Here is a 22,692-nt window from a genome sequence, read left to right as displayed (position 1 = left end):
GTGCGATCCTCCAATGCGACGCGGCCGCCCGGTGGGATCGCCACGTCTTCCGCGCCTCGTCTGGCGGATGCGATGACCTGCCGTGATAGTCAGCACCATGTCGTCATCGCTTCACCCCGAGCAGCCGCAGGCACTGCGTCGCGAGTTCTCGCTGTGGTCGGCGTTCGCCTTCGCGTTCGCGTTCATCTCCCCGATCGTCGCGCTGTACGCCATCTTCGGCCTGGCGCTCAGCGCCGCCGGACCCTCGTTCTGGTGGGGTTTCGTGCTGGTGTTCGGCGGCCAGTTCCTGGTCGCGTTGGTGTTCGCGCAGCTGGTGTCGCGCTGGCCGCTCGAGGGGTCCATCTACCAGTGGTCGCGGCGGCTGCTCGGCAACGGCTACGGCTGGTTCGCCGGCTGGGCCTACATGTGGACGCTGGTGATCGCCATGGCCACCGTGGCGCTCGGGGCGGCGGGCTTCGTCGCCAACATCGTCGGCATCGAGGCGCCCTCGGGCGGGACGCAGGCGGTGATCGCGCTGGTCATCCTGCTGGGCGGCACCGCGGTCAACCTGATCGGTCGGGGCGCGCTCAAGGCGTTCATGACCGCGAGCATCGTCGCCGAGGTGATCGGCTCGGTCGGCCTGGGCACGTGGCTGCTGCTGTTCCACCGCCACCAGCCGCTGTCGGTGCTGTTCACCGGCGGCGGGCCGGACGTCGACTTCCTGACCTATCTGTCCGGCCCGTTCCTGCTGGCGGTGGCGTTCATCGGCTTCTCGTTCGTCGGCTTCGAGAGTGCGGGCTCCATCGCCGAAGAGGTGCACGAGCCGCGGCGCCACCTGCCCAAGGCGGTGCTGTTCTCGCTCGCCTTCATCGCGCTGGTCGTCGCCTACTCCAGCCTCGCGATCATCCTGGCGGTCCCCGACCTCGACGCCGTCGCCGAAGGCGCGATCGACGACCCGGTCTACGACACGCTGACCCAGGCGCTCGGCGCGGGCATCGCCAAACCGGTCCAGGTGCTGTTCGTCATCGGCTTCCTGGCCAGCTTCCTGGCGCTGCAGACGTCCGGCTCGCGGGTCATCTGGGCCTACGCCCGCGACGGTGCGCTACCCGCCTCGGCCACCCTCGCCCGGCTGCGCGGCCAGGCCCGCATCCCCACCGTCCCGATCCTGATCACGACCGTGGTCGGCGCCGCGCTGTTCGGTCTCTCCATCGTCGCCGGTGACGTTTACACGCTGATGGTGAACTTCACCTCCGGCGGCTTCTACCTGGCGTTCCTGTTCCCGCTGATCGGCTTCCTCGTGGTGCTGTTGCGCCGCCGGTGGACCCCGGGCCGGTTCTCGCTCGGCGCGTGGACGCTGCCGGTCGCGGCGGTCGCCGTGGCGTGGGCGGTGCTGCAGTTCGTCAACATCGCGTGGCCGCGCGTGGCGTTCGAGGAGCGTTACCTGGACTGGTCGGTGTGGATCGGCGTCGTGGTGCTGTTGGTGCTCGGCACCGCGCTGTACGCGGCGGTTCGGTCGCGCATCGTGGCGACGTCGGTGATCGATGACATCGAGGCCAGCGACGAGGCCAGAGACGAACGGGTGGACAACCGATGAGCGTCGCTCTGGTCACCGGCGGCGCCAGCGGGATCGGCGCCGCGGTCGTCGACGCGCTGCAGGAGCGCGGCTACACCGTCGCCTGCCTGGACCGCAACCCGGCCTCTAACGTCGAACACGCGGTCGCGGTGGATATCTCGGACCGCGGCGCAGTCGAGGCCGCGGTCGCCGAGCTGCGCGGGGCGCTCGGCCCGGTCAGCGCGGTGGTCAACTCCGCGGGCCACTACGAGATGATCCCGGTCAGCGACATCAGCCGCACGGCCTGGCACACGATGCTGCGCGTACACCTCGGCGGCCTGTTGAACATCGCGCGGGCGACGCTGCCCGACCTGATCGAGACTCGCGGCACCCTGGTGGCCGTCGCCAGCGAGCTGGCCGTCGGCGGTGGTGAGGACGACGCGCACTACGCGGCGGCCAAGGGTGCGGTCATCGGTCTGGTCCGCAGCCTCGCCGCCGAGGTGGCCGACCGCGGGGTACGAGTCAACGCGGTGGCGCCCGGCCCCACCGACACCCCGCTGCTCGCGGCCGACAACCCCTGCCGCACACCGGAATACCTGAACACGCTGCCGCTGCGGCGACTCACCACACCGCGTGAGGTCGCCCGCTGCGTCGAATACCTCGTCTGCGACGCGACATTCAGCACCGGCGACATCGTCAACGTCAACGCGGGAGCCGTCATATGACCACCGACCTGACCGGACGCGTCGCCCTGGTCACCGGCGCCGCGCAGGGCATGGGCGCCGCCCACGCCCGCCGCCTCGCCGCGGCCGGAGCGAGGTTGGCACTCAACGACCTCCGCGACAGCGACGCGCTCAGTGCGCTGGCCGACGAACTCGGCGGCTTCACCGTCGCGGGCGACGTCTCCGACCCCGACGAATGCGTGCGGATCGCCGCCGCGGTGGCCGAGCGGACCGGACGCCTCGACGTGCTGGTCGCCAACCACGCCTACATGACCATGGCCCCGCTGCTCGAGCATGACGACGCCGACTGGTGGAAGGTGGTGGACACCAACCTCGGTGGCACGTTCTTCCTCATCCAGGCCGTGCTGCCGCACATGCGCACCGAAGGCGGCGGGCGCATCGTGGTGATCACCAGCGAGTGGGGTCTGACCGGCTGGCCGGAGGCGACGGCGTACGCGGCCGCGAAGTCCGGCCTGATCTCGTTGGTGAAGACGCTGGGCCGCGAACTGGCCCACGAGCGGATCATCGTCAACGCCGTAGCGCCCGGGGTGACCGACACCCCGCAGCTGCAGGTCGACGCCGACGCGGCGGGCGTCGATCTGCCGACCATGCATCAGCGGTACGCGGCAGGAATTCCGTTGGGCCGCATCGGGAACGCCGACGAGGTCTCCGCCGCCGTCGAGCTGCTCTGCGACTTCGATCTCGAAGCCGTGGTGGGACAGGTGATCTCGTGCAACGGCGGATCGACGAGGGGGAGAGCATGACGACAGAGGGAGCGCACGTGCAGTACGTACAGTCCGCGTCGGGGAACCTGGGACAGGTCGACGCGCAGGCGGTGCCGCGGTACGCGGGCATCGCGACGTTCGCGCGGCTACCGCAGCGCCACGAGGTCGACGACTACGACGTCGCCGTCGTCGGTGTGCCGTTCGACGGCGGGGTGACCTACCGGCCCGGCGCGCGGTTCGGCCCGGCCGCGATCCGGCAGGCGTCGCGTCTGCTGAAGCCCTACCACCCCGCGCTCGACGTCGCGCCGTTCGCCGCGGCGCAGGTGGTCGACGCGGGCGACATCGCCGCCAACCCGTTCGACATCACCGCGGCCGTCGACGAGATCCGCGCCGGGGTGCGCGGGCTGCTGACCCGGCCGGAGCAGCGGGTGGTGCTGCTCGGCGGCGACCACACCATCGCGCTGCCCGCCCTGCAGGCGGTCAACGACGTGCACGGTCCGGTGGCGCTCGTGCACTTCGACGCCCACCTCGACACGTGGGACACCTACTTCGGCGCCCCGTGCACCCACGGCACCCCGTTCCGGCGTGCCTCCGAACAGGGGCTCTTGGTCAAAGACCATTCCGCGCACGTCGGGATCCGCGGGTCGCTCTACGACCGGGCGGACCTGCTCGAGGACGCCGAACTGGGGTTCACCGTGGTGCACTGCCGCGACATCGACCGCATCGGCGTCGACGGGGTGATCGAGCGGGTGCTGGAGCGGGTCGGTGAGCATCCGGTCTACGTGTCCATCGACATCGACGTGCTCGACCCGGCGTTCGCCCCCGGCACCGGCACCCCCGAGATCGGCGGTATGACCAGCCGCGAACTCGTCGCGGTGCTGCGGGCCATGCGCGGGCTCAACATCGTCGCCGCCGACATCGTCGAGGTGGCGCCGGCCTACGACCAGGCCGAGGTGACCGCGGTGGCCGGGGCGAACCTGGCCTACGAACTCGTCACGCTGATGGCCGACCGATGAGCGAATTGCGTTGGGCCGAGGGAAAAGTCGCCGCGGCGGCGTTCACGTTCGACGTCGACGCCGAGTCGGCGGTGCTGTGGGGTAACGAGGCCGTCGGCGCGCGGATGAGCGTGATGAGCCACCAGGCCTACGGTCCGCTGGTCGGTATCCCGCGGATCCTCGATCTGCTGGACCGTCACCAGATCCCGTCGACGTTCTTCGTGCCCGGCCACACCGCCGACCGCTACCCCGAGGCGATCCGCAGCATCGTCGCCGCCGGTCACGAGATCGCCCACCACGGATACCTGCACGAGCAGCCGACGGCGCTGACCCTCGAGGAGGAGATCGACGTCATCGACCGCGGCCTCGCGGCGCTCGCCGACGTCGCCGGGGTGCGGCCGGTCGGCTACCGGGCCCCGATGTGGGATCTGTCGTGGCGCACGCCCGCGCTGCTCGCCGAACGTGGGTTCCTCTACGACTCGAGCCTGATGGACGCCGACCATCCCTACGAGCTGGCGGTAACTCCGGGCGCGGGGCAGTCCCTCGTCGAGATCCCGATCCAGTGGGCGCTCGACGACTGGGAGCAGTACTGCTTCCTGCCCGACATCTCCGGCAGCGGCCTGATCGAGAGCCCGCGCAAGGCACGAGAGCTGTGGCAGCTGGAGTTCGACGGGCTGCGCCGGGCGGGCGGCTGCTGGGTGCTCACCAACCACCCGTTCCTCACCGGCCGGACCTCGCGGGCGGCCGAACTCGACGATCTGATGCGCTACGTCCTCGACCACGACGACGTGTGGACGACCAACCTCGGCGCGATCGCCGAACACGTCCGTGGCCTGGGGCTCATCCCTCGCAGCATCACACCGCCCGACGTGCCGCGCTGAGGCACGGCCATAATCTCCCGCATGGACGGGAAGGTGGACGCACCCCGGCGGCGGGTCGTGACGGCGGGTGACCTCGCCCAGGCGGCGGTGTTCGCCGCGCTGATCGCGGCGCTGGGCCTGCCGGGGACGATCACCGTCGGCCCCAGCGGCGTGCCGATCACCGTCCAGACGCTCGGGGTGATGCTCGCCGGTTCGATCCTCGGGCCGCGCAAGGGTGCGCTGGCTGTCGCGCTGTTCGCGATCCTGGCGATCGCCGGGCTGCCCATCCTGGCCGGCGCCCGCACCGGTCTGGTGTCGCTGTCGTCGCCGACCGCGGGGTTCTTCGTCGGGTGGCTGCCCGCCGCGGTGGTGATCGGGGCGCTGACCGCGCGGATGATGCCGCGCTACCGGGTGTGGTTGGGCATCGTGAGCAACGTCGTCGGCGGGATGGCGGTGATCTACGCGTTCGGCACCGTCGGGTTGATGCTGCGCACCGACCTGTCGTGGTGGGCGGCGTTGTCCACCAACGGAATCTACGTGCCCGGCGACGTCGCCAAGGCGGTGGTGACGGCGTTCGTGGCGGCGCAGGTGCACCGCGCCCGGCCCGGACTCATCAAGTGACCGAAGGTGTCGTCTTCGACGGGGTGTCGCATTCCTACGGCGAGCGCCCCGTCCTGCGCGACGTCTCGCTGACCCTCGCCGAACGCCGGATCGGGGTGCTCGGCGCCAACGGCAGCGGCAAGTCGACGCTGGCGCGCATGATCAACGGTCTGGTGCTGCCTGACCGCGGCACCGTGCGGGTGGGTGAACTGGACACCCGCCGTGCGACCCGAAAGGTCCGCAGGCGGGTCGGTTTCGTGTTCACCGATCCCGACCGGCAGATCCTCATGCCGACCGTCGCCGAGGACATCGAACTGTCGCTGTCGCGGCACGGGCTGAGCCGCGACGAGCGTGCCGAGCGGACCCGACGGGTGCTCGAGCGGTTCGGTCTCGGCGGACATGCCGACCACCCCGCCCACCTGCTGTCGGGTGGTCAGAAGCAGCTGCTGGCGCTGGCGTCGGTGCTGGTCACCGAACCCGACATCGTGGTCGCCGACGAACCGACGACGCTGTTGGACTTGCGCAACGCGGCGATGCTGCGCGCCGCGTTCGCGACCCTGGACACCCAGTTGATCGTCGTCACCCACGACCTGACCCTGGTCGACGACTTCGACCGGGTGATCGTGCTCGACGACGGGGAGGTGCGCGCCGACGACGTGCCCGCCGTCGCGCTGCCGGCCTACCGGGAGTTGATGGCATGACGGTGCTCGGGGTCTACCGGCCGGGGCGCTCACTGCTGCACCGGTTGCCCGCCGGGGTCAAACTGCTCGGCCTCGGCGCCCTGATCGCGGCGATGTCGGTGTTCGTGGACACGCCGGTGCACCTCGGCGTCGCGGTGCTCGGGGTGCTCGGCGTCCTCGCCGCCGCACGGATGCCGGCGAAAGTCGTTGTGTCACAGCTGCGTCCGGTGTTCTGGGTGGTGCTGGTGATCTTCGGTTTCCAGTTGCTGTTCACTGACTGGCGCCGCGCGCTGGTGGTGTGCGGGATCCTGACGCTGTCGGTGGCGTTGGCCGCGGCGGTCACGTTCAGCACCCGCACCACCGACATGCTGACCGCGATGACGCGGGCCATGCGGCCTTCTGCGCGGTTCGGGTTCCCGGTCGAGCAGGTCGCGCTGGGACTCGCGCTGACGATCCGGGCGATCCCGCTGATGATCGAGACCGTGCGGCAGGTCGAGGAGGCCCGCCGTGCCCGTGGGCTGCGGTTCTCACCGCGGATCGTGGTCGCCCCGGTCGTGGTCTCCGCGCTGCGCACCGCCGACGGGTTCGCCGATGCGCTGGCCGCCCGCGGACTCGACTGACCGCACCCGCGCCACCGCGTCCGCCAACCGGTCCACCGCCCGCTCGATCTCCGGCATCGCCTGCGCCCGCTCCCGCGACCACGCCAGCGCGATCTCGGCGGCCGGCCATGTCTTCCCGTCGATCGGGATCAGCTTGAACTCCGGCGGCGAGAAGATGCGCCCGATCGCCGATGCGGGCGCGTAGCTCATGATCGCGACCAGATGCCGGTTGGCCACCTGCGCGGCCATCTCCAACTCCCCGCCGCGCTGATTGGTCGTGGTCCGGACGATGCGGTGCACACCGCGGGCGTTGAGCTGGCGGGTCAGCGCGGCGAGCACGACCGGGTTGGGCCGGGCGAAGTCGATCACCACCTCGCGGTCGCGGAGTTGCTCGACGGTCACGGTGTCGTAGGCGCCCAGCGGATCGTCGAACCGGACCGCCACCGCACCCGGATACGTCGCGATCACCCGGTGGGCGAGGCGATTGTCCTTGGCGGGCAGGTGGATGACGCCGATCTCGAGATGCCCGGACACCAGCTTGGCGATCACCTCGGCCGCCGACCCCGGCACGCTGAACACCGACGGGTTCGGCAGCTCCGCCGCGGCCGCCTCCACCTGGGTCAGCAGATCCGACGGGGCGTACGCGGTCGCGCCGATCCGCAGCGCAGGCGCCTCGTGCAGCGCGCGGGCCGCGGTCGCCGTGAACTCGTCGACCTGCCGGAGCAGGTCGCGGGCCGGACCGAGCAGCCGTTCACCCAGCGGCGTCAGCCGCACCTCGTGGTAGTTGCGCTCGAACAGCGGCCCGCCGAGTTCCCGCTCGAACAGCTTGATCTGCTTGCTCAGCGGCGGCGGCGTGATGCGGAGCCGGTCGGCCGCACGTTTGAAGTGGAGTTCGTCGGCGACGGCGACGAAATACCTCAATCGCGTGAAGTCGAGTTCCACGACACCTCGTCCGACGGTCCGTTTGGCCGCAATGGTACGGACCGGCCTCAGGGGCGTGGACCGAGGACGTCCTCAGGGTTGCGGCGCGGTCTGCAGCACACCGCGCGCGAGCAGGTCCCGCAGTTCCGCATCGTCGAACCCCAGCAGCGTGGTCGCGATCTCGCCGGTCTGCTGACCCAGCAGCGGCGCCTGACCGAGCGGCGGATCGGCGATGCGCTGCGCGTGCAGCTGCGCGTTCTCCAGCACATACGGCTCCCGGCCGTGCGGATGCAGCTCCTCACGGAAGGCGCGGCGCTGCGCGAAGAACTCCCACCCGGGCAGTTCGGCGGCGTGCATGGCCGCACCCGCGGGCACACCCGCCGACTGCAGCAGCTCCATGGCCGCGCGCGGCGAACGCTGCGACGTCCATTCGGTCACCGCGGCGTCGATGCGAGACCTGTTGCGGTCCCGCCCGATCCGGGTGCCCAGCTCCGCATCGCCCGCCAGGTCGGCACGGTCGAGCACCCGGCACAGCGCCTGCCAGTCGGCGTCGTCGCGCACGGTGACGGCCACCCACGCATCGTCACCGTCGGCGCGGAACAGACCCCACGGGGCGTCGTGGGCCGGTCCGTCGGACCGCTCGTGGCCCGCCCGCACGAGTGCCTCACCCGCGATCTCGGCGGCGAGATGGCTGAGCATGACCTCCGACTGCGCGACGCTCACCGCACCGCCGAGCCCGGTGCGTTCGCGGCGCACCAGCAGGCTCAGCGCCGCGAGCACCCCGATGCGGGCACTGACGTGGTCCGGGTAGACGGTGACGGTGTCGCAGAACTCGTCCGGGGCGTCCGGGTACACCCACTGTTTGGTGAATCCGGCGGCGGCGCGCACCAGCGGGCCGTAGCCGAGGCGCTGCGCCCACGGCCCGGTGGGACCGAACGCCGAACTGTCGACGACGACGATGCCGGGGTTGACCGACTTGAGGGTGTCGTAGTCCATGGCCAGACCCGCGGCCACCCCGGGTTTGAAGTTGGTCAGCACGATGTCGGCCTCCCGCACCAGGCGGTGCGCCACGGCCTGACCCTCCCCGGACCGCAGATCGATACCGATCGACCGCTTGTTGCGATGTCCCGCAGCGAAGCTCGCGTTCATCGGACGGCGACTCGGCCGCATTCCGTCCGGGAACGCCGCGTTCTCGATCTTGATGACGTCGGCGCCGAGATCGCCGAAGAGCCTGCCGCTGTCCGCGCCGACGACGATCACGCCGAGGTCGAGGACCCGCAGACCCTCCAGGGGCAGCCCCTGGTCGGTTCGTTTGCGCTGCTTGAGGATCGACGCGTCGACGGGTCCACCGACCTCGGGGGCGCGGTCGAGCGTCGCCCGGCAGCCGTCGATCTCGACGACACCGCGGGGGACCGGACCGACCAGGCCCGGCGCGAACTCGACGTCGCCGAAGAAGCCGCGGGCGGTGACCTGTTCGGCGGTGAGCGCCTCGGTCATGTCCAGCACCGCGGCGGTCGGGACACCGTGCTGTTGCCCCTCGCGCTCGGCCACCTCGCGGGTCTTGTCCGAGCAGAACGTCTCGATGGCCGCCCACAGCGGTGCCGAGGTGAGCCGGTCCACGATGTTCTCGAACCGGGGGTCGGCGAACTCCTCGGGCCGGCCCATCCACTCGAACATGCCGTGCCACTGGCGTTTTGCCAGCAGGCAGATGCGGATGAACCCATCGGCGCACGGCACGATCGGGTACCGCAACCGCTCGGCCGCCACGTTGCGCTGCTGCTGGGCGGTGGGCACCCCGGCCGATGCGGTGCCCATCGTGCCGAACGGCGGGTCGAGCGCCTGCATCGCACCCTCGATGATCGCGAAGTCGATGCGATCGCCCGCGCCGGTGCGCAACCGGTCGAGCAGCACCCCGAGCAGTGCCACGCCCGCCTGCGCGGCGGCCACGTGGTACGGCAACTGCTCGCCGGGCGGGACGAGCGGTTCGCGACCGGGGACACCCGAACGGGACAGCTCACTGGTCAGCGCGTGCAGCACCGGGGTGGTGGCCTGCCAGCCGCGGAACTCGGTGTCGCGGCCGAAATCGCTGAGCGACAACACGATCAGTCCGGGATGGGCGAAGCGCAGTTCGTCGACGGCCAGCAGTCCGTCGGCGAGCGAGCCGGGTCGGGTGTCCTCGATGAGGACGTCGGCGGTGCCGAGCAACTCGTCCCACTGCCGCAGACCCTGTTCCGTCGCCGGATCGACCGCGACCGCGGCCACCCCGAGGCGGTTGATCGCGGTGGCCAGCGCGACCGACCCCATCCGGGGACCCACCTCGTCACGACGGGTCACCCCGGCCAGGTCGATCGCGGTCACGTGTGCGCCGAGATCGGCGAGCAGGCGGCCGATCGCGGTCATGGGACCCGACGACAGATCGAGGATCCGGATGCCCGCGAGCGGCGGGTCGTAGGTGTCGCTCATCGGCGTCAGTTCCGGCGCGCGTCGCGGAACGGGATGTCGCGGTCGACCTCGGGTTCCTTGGGCAGCCCGAGCACCCGTTCGCCGATGATGTTGCGCTGGATCTGATCGGTGCCGCCGCCGATCGAGGTGAAGAACGCGTTGAGCGTCAGGAAGTTCACCTCGTCGGCCGCGGCGTTGTCCGGTCCGGCCAGCAGCGCTTCGGCGCCGATGATGTCGGTCTTGAGTCGGGCCTCGCTGTGCAGGATGCGCGAGGTCGCCAGCTTGCCCAGTGACATGACCGGGCTGGCGGTGCCCTGCTTGGCCTCGGCCTTGGCTCGGGCGTTGTTGAGGCTGTTCAGTTCTCGCAGCGCGAGCACATCGGCCAGCGACTTGCGGATCGCGGCGTCGTCCAGCTTGCCGTGGGCACGGGCCATCTCGACCAGGCTGTTCCCGCGGGACTGCTTGCGGTGCAGGCTGGTTCCGGAACCCATGATGGAGCGCTCGTAGGCCAGCGCGGTCTGCAGCACCCGCCAGCCGTTGCCGACGCCGCCGACCACGTAGGCGTCGGGCACCTTGGCGTCGGTGATGAACACCTCGTTGAAATGCGCGTCGCCGGTGATCTGCACCAGCGGCCGAATCTCGATGCCCGGCTGGTTCATCGGCACGATGAAGAAACTCAAACCCTTGTGCTTGGGCACATCCCAGTCGGTACGGGCGATCAGCAGCGCGTACTGCGAGGTCTTGGCGCCCGAGGTCCACACCTTCTGGCCGTTGATGATCCACTGGTCGCCATCACGCACCGCGGTGGTGCGCACGCCGGCCAGATCCGAACCGGCGCCGGGTTCGCTGTAGAGCAGGCAGGTGCGCGACTTCTCGGTCAGGAACTCGTGCAGCAGATCCGATTTCAGCCGATCGGTGCCGAAGGCCAGCGTGGTGTTGGCCGGGATGCTGAACCTGTCCTGGCAGGCGCCCGGGGCGTCGGCCGCACGGAACTCCTCGGCGATCACCTTGGCCAGCTTGTTCGGGTAGGCGCGGCCGTACCACTCGGTCGGGTAGGTGGGTGCGCCGTAGCCGGCCGCGACGACCTTCTCCAGCCAGGCGATTCGCTCCGGGGAGCTGACCCACGGATCGTCGGATTTGGGCAGAGTGACGCCGGTCCAGTTCTCGGCCAACCACTCGCGGACCTCGGTGCGCAGATCCTCGGCGCTGGGCAAGGCGCTGGGCAGATTGTTGTCGCTCATGACTCATGCGCCTTTCGAGAGCAGGTAGCGTTCGCGGTGCGATGCGGAGTCGCCGAACAGCTGCAGGCCGCTGCGGGCCCGGCGGACGTACAGGTGGCAGGCGTGCTCCCAGGTGAAGCCGATGCCGCCGTGCATCTGAACGGCCTGCATCGCGGTGGTCACATACGCCTCGGCGCAGGCGAACCCGGCGAGCGCGACCGCTCCGGCGCGGGCCTCGTCGTCCTCGAACCGCGCCGCGGCGTTCTGGGCTGCCGAGGTGGCGGATTCGACCTCCAGCAGCAGATCGGCGGCCATGTGCTTGAGCGCCTGGAAACTGCCGATCGGCCTGCCGAACTGGATACGGGTCTTGAGGTATTCGACGGTGATGTCGAAGATCCGTCGCGCGCCGCCGGCCTGTTCCCCGGCCAGCGCGACCACCGCGAGGTCGAGCGCCTGCTGCACGGCGTCCCAGCCCGCGCTGCCCAGCCGACGGGCCGGCGTGCCCGCGAAGGTGAACGTCGACAGCCGCACGGTCGGGTCGAACACCGTCGCGGCGGTCCGCTCGAATCCCGGGGCGTCCGGGGCGACCTCGTAGACGCCGACCCCTTCGGGCCCCCGCGCGACGACCAGCAGCACGTCGGCGGCCTGACCGTCGGTCACGTAGTTCGCGCTGCCGGTCAGGGTGCCGTCGGCGTCGGCACGCACGTCGACGCCCTCGGCGGTCCAGGTGCCCGCCGGTCCGGTGAGCGCCACCGTCCCGATCGCGGTGCCGTCGGCCAGCCCGGGCAGCAGCCGCTGCTTGTCGTCCTCGGAACCCGCGGCCTGCACCAGCGTCGCGGCGAGCACCGCGCTGGAGATGAACGGCGACGGCAGCAGCGCCGCACCGGTCTCCTCGGCCACCGCCTCGAGTTCGGCGGGGCCGAGCCCGACGCCCCCGTAGGCGCCGTCGATCACGATCCCGGTGACACCCTGTTCGGCCAACTGCCGCCACAGGTCGCGGTCGCAACCGTCGTCACCGGCGGCCACCCGCCGCACGTCCTCCTCGGTGCACCGGCTGCGCAGCAGGTCCCGGACCACTTCCCGCAGCGCCTCCCGTTCGGCGACGTCGATCGTCATGGGCGAACCGCCTTCCGTGCCATCGCTGAACAGCTTGGGCGCCGCGGCGCGGCGGTGTAAATCACGACTTCCGACACTTCGGCGTTTCCGATTGCGACATGCGTCTGTTGTGAGCGGCCACGACGCCGCGCTACCTTTGGAGCGACAACCCACGCGGGAGTGCACACCGAGTGCGCTGAGAGGACGGCTGAGCGGCCGTCGACCGTATGAACCTGACCGGGTAATGCCGGCGTAGGGAGTGAAACTGATGACCGACGTGTCCCCACCCGTCCCGGGTCCTGACTTGAAGACCACCCGTAGTTACCGCTGGCGGGTCGTCGACATCGTCGTCGCCAGCGTGCTGGCCGTGGCCGCCGGACTGGTGTTCGTGCTGTGGAATGTCGCCTCCAACCCGCTCGGGGCGCCGCTCGAGGCGCTGCTGCCCGGACTGCAGGGCCTGATCGGCGGCGGCTGGCTGTTCGCGGGCGTGCTCACCGCGCTGGTGATCCGCAAACCCGGTGCGGCGCTGTACGGCGAGGTCGTCGCGGCGACGGTGTCGGCGCTGGTCGGCAACCAGTGGGGTGTGCTGACGCTGGAATCCGGTGTGGTGCAAGGCCTGGCCGCCGAGATCGTGTTCGCGATCTTCCTGTACCGAGCGTGGAACCTGCCGGTCGCGGTGCTGGCCGGGGCCGCCGCGGGGCTGGCCATGGCGATCAACGACCTCGTGCTCTGGTACGCGGGTTCGGGCCCCACGTTCGCCGCGATCTACACCGTCTGCGGCGTCGTCTCCGGTGCGGTCATCGCGGGCGCACTGTCCTGGTTCGTGGTCCGCGGGCTCGCGAAAACCGGTGCGCTGTCCTCGTTCTCGTCGGGCAGGACTGGCACGCGGCCATGACCGCCTGCGGTGTCGCCGTCACCGCGCAGGGCTGGCACTGGCGGCACGCCGGCCGCCCGTCGTGGGCGGTGCGCGATCTGACCCTGACCGTCGAACCCGGTGAGCGGGTGCTGCTGCTCGGCGCCAGCGGATCGGGGAAGTCGACGCTGCTGAAGGGGTTGGCCGGGCTGCTCGGCGGCCGCGAGGACGGTGACGAAGCGGGCCGTCTGCTCGTCGACGGGGTGGCGCCTTCACAGCGCCGCGACCGCATCGGCATGGTCCTGCAGAACCCCGACTCGCAGGTGATCCTGTCCCGGGTCGGCGACGACGTCGCGTTCGGGATGGAGAACTTCAACGTCGCGCGCGACGCGATCTGGCCGCGCGTGCGGCGGGCGCTGGGCGCCGTCGGGCTGGATCTGCCGCTGCGCCACGACACCGCCCGGCTGTCCGGCGGTCAGCAGCAGCGGTTGGCGCTGGCCGGCGTGCTCGCGATGGATCCCGGACTGATCGTGCTGGACGAACCGACCGCCAACCTGGACCCCGCCGGCGTGGTCGAGGTGCGCGACGCGGTCACCGCCGTCGTGAGGCGGACCGGCGCGACGCTGATCGTCGTCGAACACCGCACCGGGGTGTGGCTGCCCGTCGTCGACCGGGTGATCGTGCTCGGTGCGGGCGGCGAGGTCGTGGCCGACGGGCCACCCGATCAGATCGTCACCCGCGACGGTGCCGCCCTGAGCCGGATGGGGGTGTGGGTGCCCGGCGCGGAGCTGCCGTCCGTCGAACGCACCGGTACACCCGGGACGCCCCTGCTCGAAGCGGCCGGACTGTCGGCCGGCCACCCGCGCGGTCCCCGCGGCGCGGCACTCGACTTCGAGATCCCGCGGGGCACGGTCAACGTCGTCACCGGCCCCAACGGCGCGGGCAAGACCGCGCTCGCGCTCACCCTCGGCGGGCTGATCCCACCCCGCGGCGGCCTGCTCCGCGCGCACGACGGATTCGCCCCCGCCGCCGACCGTCGGGAGCCCGCACGGTGGCGCTCCCGGGAACTGCTCACCCGCATCGGCAGCGTCTTCCAGAACCCCGAACACCAGTTCCTCACGGGCAGCGTGCGCGACGAACTGGCGCTGGGCCCGCGCGCCCTCGGCGCCGACGCGGCCGAGGTGACCCGGCGCTGCGATGCGCTGCTGGAACGGCTGCGCCTGGTCGGCCTCGCCGACGCGAACCCCTACACACTGTCCGGCGGTGAACAGCGGCGGCTCTCGGTCGCCACGGTGCTGGCCACCCGGCCGGAGATCGTCGTCCTCGACGAACCGACCTTCGGTCAGGACCGCAACACCTGGGCGGAGCTGGTCCGGCTGCTCGCCGAACTCTCCGACGACGGCACCGCGGTGGTGGCGGTCACCCACGACCTCGACTTCGCCGCGGTCCTCGGGGAGCGCCGCATCGAGATGCCCACCCGCACCCCGGTGGCGCCGTGACCACCGTCGACACCACCCAGCCAGGAATCAACCCGGTCGCGAAGCTGGCGGCCGCGCTGGTGATCGCGCTCGGCCTGGTGGCCAGCCTCGACTGGGTGTCGGCGCTGACCGCGGTGGCCCTCGAACTGGTGCTGGTCCTCGCGCTCGGGATCCCGTGGCGCGCGGTGCTGGTGCGCGGCGCCCTGCTGATGGTCGCGGCGGGGCTGACCGCGCTGACGATCCTGCTCTACGGCGAGCGCAGCGGCACCGTGCACTGGCAGTTCCTGCTCATCACGGTCAGCGACGGCTCCATCAGCCTCGCGATCGCGACCTTCCTGCGGGTGCTGGCCATCGCGCTGCCGTCGGTGCTGCTGTTCATCGACACCGATCCGACCGAACTCGCCGACGGCCTCGGCCAGGTGGTGCGGCTGCCCGCCCGGTTCGTACTGGGTGCGCTGGCCGGTGTCCGCACCGTCGGCCTGCTGCGCCAGGACTGGAACTACCTCGGCTACGCGCGCCGCGCCCGCGGCGTCGCCGACCACAACCGCGTCCGCCGCGCCGCGGGTCAGGCCTTCGCACTGCTGGTGTTCGCGATCCGCCGCGGTTCCATGCTCGCCACGGCGATGGAGGCCCGCGGTTTCGGCGCCCATCCCACCCGCACCTGGGCCCGGCCGTCGCGGTTCGGGACCCGCGAGACCGGTCTGGTACTGGCGGGAGTCGGCATCGCCGCCACCGCGATAGCGGTGTCCGTCGCCACCGGCCACTGGAACTTCATTGGAAGTCGATGACCTCGCGCGCCGCCTCTCCGAGCGCGGCGCCCGCACCGTGCTGGTCGACGGCCGGTCGGGTTCGGGCAAATCAACGTTGGCCGCGCGGCTGAGCCTGGCGTGGGAGTCGAGCGTGATCGTCGCGCTCGACGACATCTATCCCGGCTGGGGCGGGCTGGCGTGGGCCGTCGACCACGTCCGGGTGGCGCTGCTGGAACCGCGCGCCGTGGGCAGGCCCGGCCGGTGGCGCACCTGGGACTGGGCGACCGACGCCCCCGGCGGGTGGCGCACCGTCGACCCGGACCGGCGGATCATCGTCGAAGGCGTCGGCGCGCTGACCGCACCCAACCGCGCGCTCGCCGACCAGGGCATCTGGGTCGACGCGCCCGACGACGAGCGCAAACGCCGCGCGCTGCGGCGCGACGGGGAGGTCTTCGCCGCGCACTGGGACCGCTGGGCCACCCAGGAGGACGCGTTCATCGCCACCCACGACCCGCGCTCGGCCGCCGACTGGATCGTCACCAACATCGGCGACACATTGCGATGGACAGCGGCGCTCAGCTAGCCGCCCGCGCGTCGCCCGCGTGCTGGATCTGGTTGCCGCCGCGCCGCTTGGCGGCGTACATCGCGGTGTCGGCCTCGGTGATCAGCCGTTGGAAGATCTCGTCGGCCGCGTCGGGCATGGCTTCCCGCAACGGGACGGTGGCCGTGCCGACGCTGGCGGTGAGCCGGAACGGGGTGGAGTGCACCGCGGCGCAGAGCCGCTCGGCCCACGCGGTCGGCGCGGGCGTGGTCACGATGTCGGCGATCAGGAACTCCTCACCGCCCATGCGGCACAGCAGCGCGGTCTCGGCGCAGGCCGCCGTCAACGCCTCGGCGACGTCGACCAGCGCGGTGTCCCCGCTGGCATGCCCGTAGTGGTCGTTGATCGACTTGAACCGGTCCAGGTCGAGGAGCGCGACCGCCAGGTGGGCCCGGTCGGCGCGGGCCACCAGCCGCCCGACCACCGCGTGGGTGAACGCCCGCCGGTTGAGCAGTCCGGTCAGCGGATCCCGGTCCGAGCGCAGCAGGTCGGTGCCCAGCGCGCGCACCACGACCTGGATCGCGAACGGCACCCCGAGGTTCAGCTCCAGGACCAGGAAGTATCCGGTGAGCGCGAACACGGGTTGCCCCTGGACGGCCACCTGGTAGGCCTGCCACGCCCCGACCAGCACGGCCAGCAGGAAGTTCAGCAACATGTAGCGGGCGGTGTGGAAGAACGCGATGTACCCGCCGGAGACTGCGAGGGCAGTGCACGACATCAGCCCGATCAGCGGTTCGGCCTGCCACAGACACCCGCCCGCGATGGTTGCGCTGCCCACCGCGGCGAACACGATCGACTCGGTCTTGGTGGGCCACCGCTTGAGCCACAGTACGGCCAGGCTGACCCCGGCCAGCGAAGCCGCCACCGCGAGCACCAGCCCGATGCGGCGGTCCACCCACGTCGGGCCCCACAGCGCATTGATCGGCACCAACGCCAGCGACGCGGCGACGACGGCCAACGCCCGGCGCAGCGGGGTGGCCAAACCGCGGGTCTGCAGATAACCGCTGAGCCAGTCGAAGTGGTCAGGCTGATTCCACCACTTGCTCAACCAGTGCATCAACGGCTCCCCAATGGCGACACGCCCCGATGCGTGTTTGCTCACGTTACCGCCTCGATCCGCCTCCGAGCACCCGAATCATGAAGCGGCCGGTTTCGGGGTCGGCAGTGAGAAAGAACACACCGGTTTTCCGAATCGCCTGCGCCATAGGGGTTTTAGCGCATTTTCATGATCACCGATTTGTAGCGTCCCCACCCCCCGGGTACGACAAAGAGGGCGGGCGCTGCGCTGCCTCCTTCCGTCGAGCCGACGCTCACCGCCATCACCTGGGATCCGGAGCTGCACTTTGACTTCCACACCCGAAACACCGGCCGACCCGGGCCGTCGCGTCCTGGCCCGCCGACGCGCGCTGTTCCTGCCCGCGCTGATCGCGGCGTCAGTGGCGGCGTCCAAGTTGCCGACCGCATCGGCGGCATCGGGCCGGTGGTCGGCCGCCCGCGCGAACGCCTGGTACCAGCAGCAGGGCTGGCTCGTCGGAGCGAACTACATTCCCTCGAACGCGATCAACCAGCTCGAGATGTTCCAGGGCGCGACGTTCGACCGGCGCCGGATCCACAGCGAACTGCTGCTGGCCCGCCGGATGGGTCTGAACACGATGCGGGTCTTCCTGCACGACCAGCTGTGGGCGCAGGACCGCAACGGCTTCCAGCGCCGGCTCGAACAGTTCGTCGCGACCGCCGCCCGGCACGGCATCCGCCCGCTGTTCGTGCTGTTCGACTCGTGCTGGGATCCGCACCCCAAACTCGGCAGGCAACGCGACCCGCGAGCCGGGGTGCACAACTCCGGCTGGGTGCAGGGGCCCGGTGCCGACTACATCGCCGACCCGCGGTACCGGCGCATCATGCGCGACTACGTCGTCGGGGTGATGAAGCAGTTCCGCGACGACGAGCGCGTCCTCGGCTGGGACCTGTGGAACGAACCCGACAACCCTGCCCCGCAGTACCGCCACGTGGAGCGCAGGGACAAACTCGACCGGGTCGCCGAACTGCTGCCGCAGGTGTTCGGCTGGGCCCGCGAGGTCGACGTCATCCACCCGCTCACCAGCGGGGTGTGGGACGGGGAATGGGCCGATCCCGCGCGCCGCAGCGCGATCGTCCGGACCCAGCTCGACCAGTCCGACGTGATCACGTTCCACAACTACGGTGATCCCGGCGAATTCGAGACGCGCATCAACGAACTGCGGCCCCTCGGTAGGCCCATCATCTGCACCGAGTACCTCGCCCGCGAGTTCGGCAGCACGATCGAGGCCATCCTGCCGCTGGCCAAACGCCTCGGCGTCGGCGCCTACAACTGGGGGTTCATGCGCGGTAAGACCCAGACCCACCTGCCATGGGACTCCTGGGAGAAGCCGTACACGTCGACGCCGGAGGTCTGGTTCCACGACCTGCTGCGGCCCGACGGTCAGCCCTACCGCGACAGCGAGGCCCGCACGATCCGCTGGCTGACCGGACGCGTCGGGCCGATCTGACGGGGTTTCGGTCTCGGGCCGCCCGGAAACCCTGCGGCCATGAGCCGGGCCGTTCGGGGTCTCGCCACAGCGGCCGCCTCGGCGGTCGCAGCGGTCGGCGTACGGGACCTCTTCCAGCGCAGACACGCGTTGCTGCGCAACTTTCCTGTCGTCGGGCATGCGCGGTACCTGCTCGAATCGGTCGGCCCGGAGCTGCGGCAGTACATCGTCGCCGCCAACGACGAGGAGCGCCCGTTCACCCGCGACCAGCGGCGGTGGGTGTACGCGTCGTCGAAGAAGGCGAACAACTACTTCGGGTTCGGCACCGACAACGACGTCGAGCACACCAGCGGTTACCCGGTGATCAAGCACCGCACGTTCGGCCGTAACGGCCCGGCGTCGACGCCGACGGCCGGGCACGAGGTGGACCTGCCGAGTGCGAAGGTGCTGGGCGCCGCGCGCGGCCGTCGCCTGGCGTTCCGGCCGGACTCGGTGGTCAACATCTCGGCGATGAGCTTCGGATCGCTGTCGGGCAACGCCGTGGAGGCACTCAACCGGGGCGCCGCCATGGCCGGATGCCTGCACAACACCGGCGAGGGCGGCGTCTCGCGGTTTCACCGCTGCGGCGGGGACCTGATCTTCCAGATCGGCACCGCCTACTTCGGATGCCGCGACGACGAAGGCCGCTTCAGCCTGGAGAAGCTGAAGAACGTGGTGGCCGGGGCGCCGGTGCGGGCGTTGGAGATCAAGCTGAGCCAGGGCGCCAAACCGAGCCTGGGCGGATTGCTGCCCGCACCGAAGGTGTCCGCGGAGATCGCGGCGGCGCGCGGCATCCCGGCCGGACGCGACTGCGTCAGCCCGTCGCGGCACGCCGAGTTCTCCGACACCGACAGCCTGCTGGACTGGGTCGAACTGCTGGCCGCCGAGACCGGGCTGCCGGTGGGGATCAAGGCGGCGGTCGGCGACCTCGACTTCTGGTACGAGCTGACCGAGTTGATGTGCGACACCGACCGCGGGGTGGACTTCGTGACGATCGACGGCGGTGAGGGCGGCACCGGTGCGGCGCCGCTGATCTTCACCGACTCGGTGTCACTGCCGTTCCAGCTGGGCTTCTCGCAGGTGTACCGGATCTTCGCCGACCGCGGGCTGCATGAGCGGGTCACGTTCATCGGCGGCGGGAAGCTCGGGCTGCCGGACAACGCGGTGGTGGCGTTCGCGCTGGGCTGCGACATGGTCAACGTCGCGCGGGAGGCGATGCTCGCGATCGGCTGCATCCAGGCGCAGAAGTGTCACACCGACACGTGCCCGACCGGGGTGGCCACGCAGAACGCGTGGCTGGCGCGGGGTCTGGTGCCGGAGGTGAAGGCCGAGCGGGTCGCGAACTACATCAAGACGCTGCGTCGTGATCTGGTCAAGGTGGCCGAGGCGTGCGGGGTGCACCATCCGGGCCTGATCGGCACCGATTCGGTGGACATCCTCGACGGTCGCGCCAGCGCGGTGCCGTTGCACGAGGTGTACGGCTACACCCCGGCGATGGGTCAGCCGTCGGCGGCCGACTGCGAGGAGATCATCCGGATCATGAAAGCCGGTAAGACGCACGGTGGTTCGGCGCCACCATCGTCGTCGGCGGTGGGGTGACTCGCGTTTGCTGGGTGGACATCTTCGGTGTCAGTTCGTAGCCTTGCCCGGGACATCGACAGCCGGGCCGGGACGGGCCGCAAGAGCGAAGGATCGTGACTATCCGCGTGACCGGAGTTCGCACCTGCCTCCGTCGAACGTTGTGTGGTTTCGCGACCGCGGCCCTGGTGGTCTCGGTATCGCTGGGCGACGTCAAGGCGGATCCGGCGGCCGACGCGATGGCCAAACTCACCGAGCTGTCCCAGCGGGCGGTGCAGAGCCGCGAAGCCCTCACCGCGGCGCAGCGCGACGCGGACGCCAAGCTGGCCGAGCAGACCGCGGCCGACGAGCGTCACCGCGCCGACCTGGCGGCACTGGAAGCCGCGAACGCCGCCCTCGCGCCGTTCCAGGAGGCGGTCAACCGGGTGGCGGCCATGCACTACATGAGTGGGAGCGGCGGGCAGGCCGCGGCGGTACTGACGGCGACCTCGCCGCAGAACCTCATCGATCAGCTGTCGGTGCGACGGACGGTGGCCACGGTGGCAGCCGACCAGATGGCGTCTTACCAGTCCGCACGGGAGCGTGCGGCCGCCGCCGCGCGGGGGTCGGAGAAGTCGGCCGCCGATGCCGACGCCGCGGCCGAGGCCGCCGCCGCAGTGCGCGCAGAGTTGCAGGCCAAGTTGGGTGAGCTGCTGCGTCAGATCGCGGCGGCGGAGGCGCAGTACGCGGCGCTGACACCGCAGCAGCAGGCGGCGGTGGAGAGCGCGCCGGCTCCGGTGATCGCCGCGATGCCCGGGGTGCCGCCCGGCGATGTCGCCCCGCCGCCCGCCGCGGCTTTGCCGGAGTCGCTGCCGGTCGGCGTCGCGTCGGAGGCGGGGCTGCAGCCGAACACGATCATGGCCGCCAGGGCGGTCAGCGCGCGGTTCCCCCAGATATCGGAGATCGGCGGGGTGCGTCCCGACTCGAAGCCGTGGCATCCCAGCGGTCTGGCGATCGACATCATGATTCCCAACCCGGAGAGCCCCGAGGGCATCGCGCTCGGCAACGAGATTCTTGCGTTCGCGTTGAGCGACCCGGGCCGGTTCGGGATCCAGGACGTGATTTGGCGCGGTACGTACTACACGCCGGCGGGTCCGCAGGCGACCGGTTACGGCCACTACGACCACGTGCACATCACGACGACGCCGCGCCGCTGAGCTCTCCGCTCAGACCTTGCCGCCGGGGAACATCGTCTGGACGACTTCGGTGACGTGTTCGCGGGCGGTGGCGGCGTCAGTGGGATCGAGTGAGCCGATCGCGATCACGTAGCGGCGGTCGGGGCCGGCGACTCCGGTGGAGACATGCAGTTGGTTCGCGCCGCTCCAGCAGCAGAACCAGCCCTGTTTGACGGCGACGGGTTCGGCGTTGAGGCCGTCGGGGATGCCGAACCGCTGCGGGTAGCCGTCGGTTCCGGTCGGGGTGGACTGGGCGAGGTTGCCGATGATGATGTCGGCCTGCTCCTTGGGGAGACCGCCGGACCCGTCGAGCAGCTTGGCGTAGTAGGTGACGAGGTCGCCGGCGGTGCTCTGGGTGACGTCCCAGTGGCCGTTGTAGGGGGCGGTGGTGCCGGTCAGTCCGTAGCGGTCGACGATGCGGCCGATGATGGCGTTGCCGCCGCTGCGGTCCCAGAACATCTGGGCGGCGCTGTCATCGGAGGAGCGCAGCATGACGTCGAGGGATTTGCGGTCGGCGGGGGAGAGCTCGGTGTCGCCTTCGGATGTCCGCAGCAGCAGATCGTCGGCGATGAACAGCTTCACCACCGAGGCGATCGGGAAGGGTCTGCCGTTGCCGTTGGAGACGCGTTGGCCGGTGGTGCGGTCGAGGACCTCGATCGCGACGTCGGCGCCGTTGGCGTCCATGTCGGCGGTGGCCTGCTGGACGCGCGCCTCCAGTCCGTCGAAGGGCGCCGCCGGTGGGGCCTGCGGGGGTGGTGGCGCTTGCGGTGCTTGCGGGGCTTGGAAGGTCGCCTGCGGGGCGCTGTCGGTGGCCGGTGGCGTGCCCCAGACCTGCGCCTCGCAGCCGCTCACGAGCAGCGTCGCGCCGCCGATCGCCATTGCCGTCATCGCCCACTGCGGCAGCCGCCGACGCATATGTCTCCTCCGAGCAGTTTCTGAACCCACGGATTACCCAGCGTAAGCACTGTTACTCGCCTGCGGCTGTGTGAGATTGGTCGGCGGTCTGGGGTGGGGTACTCGCTCTATCGCGCGTCAACGGCGGTTGACGTGATCAGCCGCGGCATCTTGGGCGCGATGCGTTGGCACCGACGTGCCTGCGGAATCAGGACCGTGTTCCGGGGCGCGTCAACAGAGCCATCGATGTCGACCAACTGCCTTGTGCGTCAATAGGTATTGACGGCGCCCGGCGGGGGTTAGTTGCTGCTCGGTGGTGCTTTGGGTTCGAAGGGTGTGTACCACCACCAGTCGGCGCGTTCGCCGCTGGGACCGGGATAGGGGTCGACCTT

22 protein-coding genes and 1 riboswitch are annotated in these 22,692 nt (G+C 70.7%); of the genes, 15 read left to right on the top strand and 7 right to left on the bottom strand.

Going from position 1 to position 22,692, the window contains the following annotated elements; translation table 11 throughout:
* Window positions 1-97: 97 nt before the first annotated feature.
* Genes AU194_RS11665 through AU194_RS31165 form a run of 8 tightly spaced genes read left to right on the top strand, consistent with a single transcriptional unit; the run spans window position 98 to window position 6,733 of the window.
* Window positions 98-1,573 carry an APC family permease gene (locus AU194_RS11665; protein WP_059089408.1) on the top strand — a complete coding sequence of 492 codons (1,476 nt, stop codon included), beginning with the start codon at window positions 98-100 and terminating at the stop codon, window positions 1,571-1,573.
* Window positions 1,570-2,256: an SDR family NAD(P)-dependent oxidoreductase gene (locus AU194_RS11660; RefSeq protein ID WP_059089407.1), complete on the top strand. Its 687-nt coding sequence runs from the start codon at window positions 1,570-1,572 to the stop codon at window positions 2,254-2,256. Before AU194_RS11665 ends, AU194_RS11660 begins: the two co-directional genes overlap by 4 nt.
* The gene (locus AU194_RS11655; protein WP_059089406.1) at window positions 2,253-3,017 is read left to right on the top strand and encodes an SDR family NAD(P)-dependent oxidoreductase; all 765 of its coding nucleotides are present in this window, start codon (window positions 2,253-2,255) and stop codon (window positions 3,015-3,017) included. The genes AU194_RS11660 and AU194_RS11655 overlap by 4 nt, the downstream gene beginning before the upstream one ends.
* Window positions 3,014-3,994 carry an agmatinase gene (speB, locus tag AU194_RS11650; RefSeq protein ID WP_059089476.1) on the top strand — a complete coding sequence of 327 codons (981 nt, stop codon included), beginning with the start codon at window positions 3,014-3,016 and terminating at the stop codon, window positions 3,992-3,994. Before AU194_RS11655 ends, speB begins: the two co-directional genes overlap by 4 nt.
* Window positions 3,991-4,854: a polysaccharide deacetylase gene (locus tag AU194_RS11645; RefSeq protein WP_059089405.1), complete on the top strand. Its 864-nt coding sequence runs from the start codon at window positions 3,991-3,993 to the stop codon at window positions 4,852-4,854. Before speB ends, AU194_RS11645 begins: the two co-directional genes overlap by 4 nt.
* Before the next feature lie 21 nt (window positions 4,855-4,875).
* Window positions 4,876-5,454 carry a biotin transporter BioY gene (locus tag AU194_RS11640; RefSeq protein ID WP_059089404.1) on the top strand — a complete coding sequence of 193 codons (579 nt, stop codon included), beginning with the start codon at window positions 4,876-4,878 and terminating at the stop codon, window positions 5,452-5,454.
* Window positions 5,451-6,134, top strand: a complete 684-nt coding sequence (locus AU194_RS11635; protein ID WP_059089403.1) for an energy-coupling factor ABC transporter ATP-binding protein — start codon at window positions 5,451-5,453, stop codon at window positions 6,132-6,134. Before AU194_RS11640 ends, AU194_RS11635 begins: the two co-directional genes overlap by 4 nt.
* Window positions 6,131-6,733, top strand: coding sequence for an energy-coupling factor transporter transmembrane protein EcfT (locus tag AU194_RS31165; protein WP_082698605.1), 603 nt, complete (start codon window positions 6,131-6,133; stop codon window positions 6,731-6,733). The genes AU194_RS11635 and AU194_RS31165 overlap by 4 nt, the downstream gene beginning before the upstream one ends.
* Here AU194_RS31165 and AU194_RS11625 read toward each other — a convergent pair.
* The 4 genes from AU194_RS11625 to AU194_RS11610 all read right to left on the bottom strand — a co-directional run bounded on the left by AU194_RS11625 (window position 6,641) and on the right by AU194_RS11610 (window position 12,411).
* The gene (locus tag AU194_RS11625) at window positions 6,641-7,654 is read right to left on the bottom strand and encodes a LysR family transcriptional regulator (RefSeq protein ID WP_082698604.1); all 1,014 of its coding nucleotides are present in this window, start codon (window positions 7,652-7,654) and stop codon (window positions 6,641-6,643) included. The genes AU194_RS31165 and AU194_RS11625 overlap by 93 nt on opposite strands.
* Before the next feature lie 72 nt (window positions 7,655-7,726).
* Window positions 7,727-10,096 carry a CoA transferase gene (locus tag AU194_RS11620; RefSeq protein WP_059089401.1) on the bottom strand — a complete coding sequence of 790 codons (2,370 nt, stop codon included), beginning with the start codon at window positions 10,094-10,096 and terminating at the stop codon, window positions 7,727-7,729.
* A gap of 5 nt (window positions 10,097-10,101) precedes the next feature.
* Window positions 10,102-11,316, bottom strand: coding sequence for an acyl-CoA dehydrogenase family protein (locus AU194_RS11615; protein ID WP_059089400.1), 1,215 nt, complete (start codon window positions 11,314-11,316; stop codon window positions 10,102-10,104).
* Window positions 11,317-11,319: 3 nt separating this feature from the next.
* Window positions 11,320-12,411, bottom strand: a complete 1,092-nt coding sequence (locus tag AU194_RS11610; protein WP_059089399.1) for an acyl-CoA dehydrogenase family protein — start codon at window positions 12,409-12,411, stop codon at window positions 11,320-11,322.
* A 143-nt stretch (window positions 12,412-12,554) separates the two neighbouring features.
* Window positions 12,555-12,666, top strand: a riboswitch (TPP riboswitch).
* On the opposite strand from AU194_RS11610, the gene AU194_RS11605 reads away from it, so the two are divergent.
* From AU194_RS11605 to AU194_RS11590, 4 genes are all read left to right on the top strand, one after another.
* The gene (locus tag AU194_RS11605; protein WP_059089475.1) at window positions 12,659-13,285 is read left to right on the top strand and encodes an ECF transporter S component; all 627 of its coding nucleotides are present in this window, start codon (window positions 12,659-12,661) and stop codon (window positions 13,283-13,285) included. (Overlaps the previous riboswitch by 8 nt.)
* Window positions 13,282-14,742: an ABC transporter ATP-binding protein gene (locus tag AU194_RS11600; RefSeq protein ID WP_059089398.1), complete on the top strand. Its 1,461-nt coding sequence runs from the start codon at window positions 13,282-13,284 to the stop codon at window positions 14,740-14,742. The genes AU194_RS11605 and AU194_RS11600 overlap by 4 nt, the downstream gene beginning before the upstream one ends.
* The gene (locus AU194_RS11595) at window positions 14,739-15,509 is read left to right on the top strand and encodes an energy-coupling factor transporter transmembrane protein EcfT (RefSeq protein ID WP_059089397.1); all 771 of its coding nucleotides are present in this window, start codon (window positions 14,739-14,741) and stop codon (window positions 15,507-15,509) included. Before AU194_RS11600 ends, AU194_RS11595 begins: the two co-directional genes overlap by 4 nt.
* Window positions 15,496-16,053: an aminobenzoate synthetase gene (locus AU194_RS11590; RefSeq protein ID WP_059089396.1), complete on the top strand. Its 558-nt coding sequence runs from the start codon at window positions 15,496-15,498 to the stop codon at window positions 16,051-16,053. The genes AU194_RS11595 and AU194_RS11590 overlap by 14 nt, the downstream gene beginning before the upstream one ends.
* Here the strand turns inward: AU194_RS11590 and AU194_RS11585 are convergent.
* The gene (locus AU194_RS11585; protein ID WP_059089395.1) at window positions 16,046-17,128 is read right to left on the bottom strand and encodes a diguanylate cyclase; all 1,083 of its coding nucleotides are present in this window, start codon (window positions 17,126-17,128) and stop codon (window positions 16,046-16,048) included. The genes AU194_RS11590 and AU194_RS11585 overlap by 8 nt on opposite strands.
* A gap of 331 nt (window positions 17,129-17,459) precedes the next feature.
* Between AU194_RS11585 and AU194_RS11580 the strand changes: the two genes are divergently transcribed.
* From AU194_RS11580 to AU194_RS11570, 3 genes are all read left to right on the top strand, one after another.
* The gene (locus tag AU194_RS11580) at window positions 17,460-18,596 is read left to right on the top strand and encodes a cellulase family glycosylhydrolase (RefSeq protein ID WP_059089474.1); all 1,137 of its coding nucleotides are present in this window, start codon (window positions 17,460-17,462) and stop codon (window positions 18,594-18,596) included.
* A gap of 39 nt (window positions 18,597-18,635) precedes the next feature.
* Complete coding sequence (locus tag AU194_RS11575) at window positions 18,636-20,213, top strand: FMN-binding glutamate synthase family protein (protein ID WP_059089394.1); 1,578 nt, start codon at window positions 18,636-18,638, stop codon at window positions 20,211-20,213.
* 107 nt (window positions 20,214-20,320) lie between these two features.
* Window positions 20,321-21,388 (top strand): hypothetical protein, encoded by a 1,068-nt coding sequence (locus AU194_RS11570; protein WP_059089393.1) that lies wholly within the window; start codon window positions 20,321-20,323, stop codon window positions 21,386-21,388.
* A 9-nt stretch (window positions 21,389-21,397) separates the two neighbouring features.
* Here the strand turns inward: AU194_RS11570 and AU194_RS11565 are convergent, their stop codons facing one another.
* Together AU194_RS11565 and AU194_RS32565 are read right to left on the bottom strand one after the other, a co-directional pair.
* Entirely contained in the window at window positions 21,398-22,321 is a 924-nt protein-coding gene (locus tag AU194_RS11565) for a serine hydrolase (RefSeq protein WP_059089392.1), read from the bottom strand.
* A gap of 278 nt (window positions 22,322-22,599) precedes the next feature.
* Window positions 22,600-22,692, bottom strand: a 93-nt coding sequence (locus tag AU194_RS32565) for a hypothetical protein (RefSeq protein WP_231743313.1), incomplete at its 5' end; no start/stop codon positions are given.

The sequence above is a fragment of the Mycobacterium sp. GA-2829 genome (genome assembly GCF_001499965.1).
In the GTDB taxonomy this organism is placed as follows: domain Bacteria; phylum Actinomycetota; class Actinomycetes; order Mycobacteriales; family Mycobacteriaceae; genus Mycobacterium.
This window is presented reverse-complemented; position numbering and strand designations above follow the sequence as displayed.

Bases quoted from the DNA above. Each gene is read 5' to 3' on its own strand.
- AU194_RS11665 (WP_059089408.1), top strand. From the start codon at position 98: ATGTCGTCATCGCTTCACCCCGAGCAGCCGCAGGCACTGCGTCGCGAG.
- AU194_RS11660 (WP_059089407.1), top strand. From the start codon at position 1,570: ATGAGCGTCGCTCTGGTCACCGGCGGCGCCAGCGGGATCGGCGCCGCG.
- AU194_RS11655 (WP_059089406.1), top strand. From the start codon at position 2,253: ATGACCACCGACCTGACCGGACGCGTCGCCCTGGTCACCGGCGCCGCG.
- speB (WP_059089476.1), top strand. From the start codon at position 3,014: ATGACGACAGAGGGAGCGCACGTGCAGTACGTACAGTCCGCGTCGGGG.
- AU194_RS11645 (WP_059089405.1), top strand. From the start codon at position 3,991: ATGAGCGAATTGCGTTGGGCCGAGGGAAAAGTCGCCGCGGCGGCGTTC.
- AU194_RS11640 (WP_059089404.1), top strand. From the start codon at position 4,876: ATGGACGGGAAGGTGGACGCACCCCGGCGGCGGGTCGTGACGGCGGGT.
- AU194_RS31165 (WP_082698605.1), top strand. From the start codon at position 6,131: ATGACGGTGCTCGGGGTCTACCGGCCGGGGCGCTCACTGCTGCACCGG.
- AU194_RS11620 (WP_059089401.1), bottom strand. From the start codon at position 10,096: ATGAGCGACACCTACGACCCGCCGCTCGCGGGCATCCGGATCCTCGAT.
- AU194_RS11615 (WP_059089400.1), bottom strand. From the start codon at position 11,316: ATGAGCGACAACAATCTGCCCAGCGCCTTGCCCAGCGCCGAGGATCTG.
- AU194_RS11610 (WP_059089399.1), bottom strand. From the start codon at position 12,411: ATGACGATCGACGTCGCCGAACGGGAGGCGCTGCGGGAAGTGGTCCGG.
- AU194_RS11605 (WP_059089475.1), top strand. From the start codon at position 12,659: ATGACCGACGTGTCCCCACCCGTCCCGGGTCCTGACTTGAAGACCACC.
- AU194_RS11600 (WP_059089398.1), top strand. From the start codon at position 13,282: ATGACCGCCTGCGGTGTCGCCGTCACCGCGCAGGGCTGGCACTGGCGG.
- AU194_RS11585 (WP_059089395.1), bottom strand. From the start codon at position 17,128: ATGCACTGGTTGAGCAAGTGGTGGAATCAGCCTGACCACTTCGACTGG.
- AU194_RS11575 (WP_059089394.1), top strand. From the start codon at position 18,636: ATGAGCCGGGCCGTTCGGGGTCTCGCCACAGCGGCCGCCTCGGCGGTC.
- AU194_RS11565 (WP_059089392.1), bottom strand. From the start codon at position 22,321: ATGCGTCGGCGGCTGCCGCAGTGGGCGATGACGGCAATGGCGATCGGC.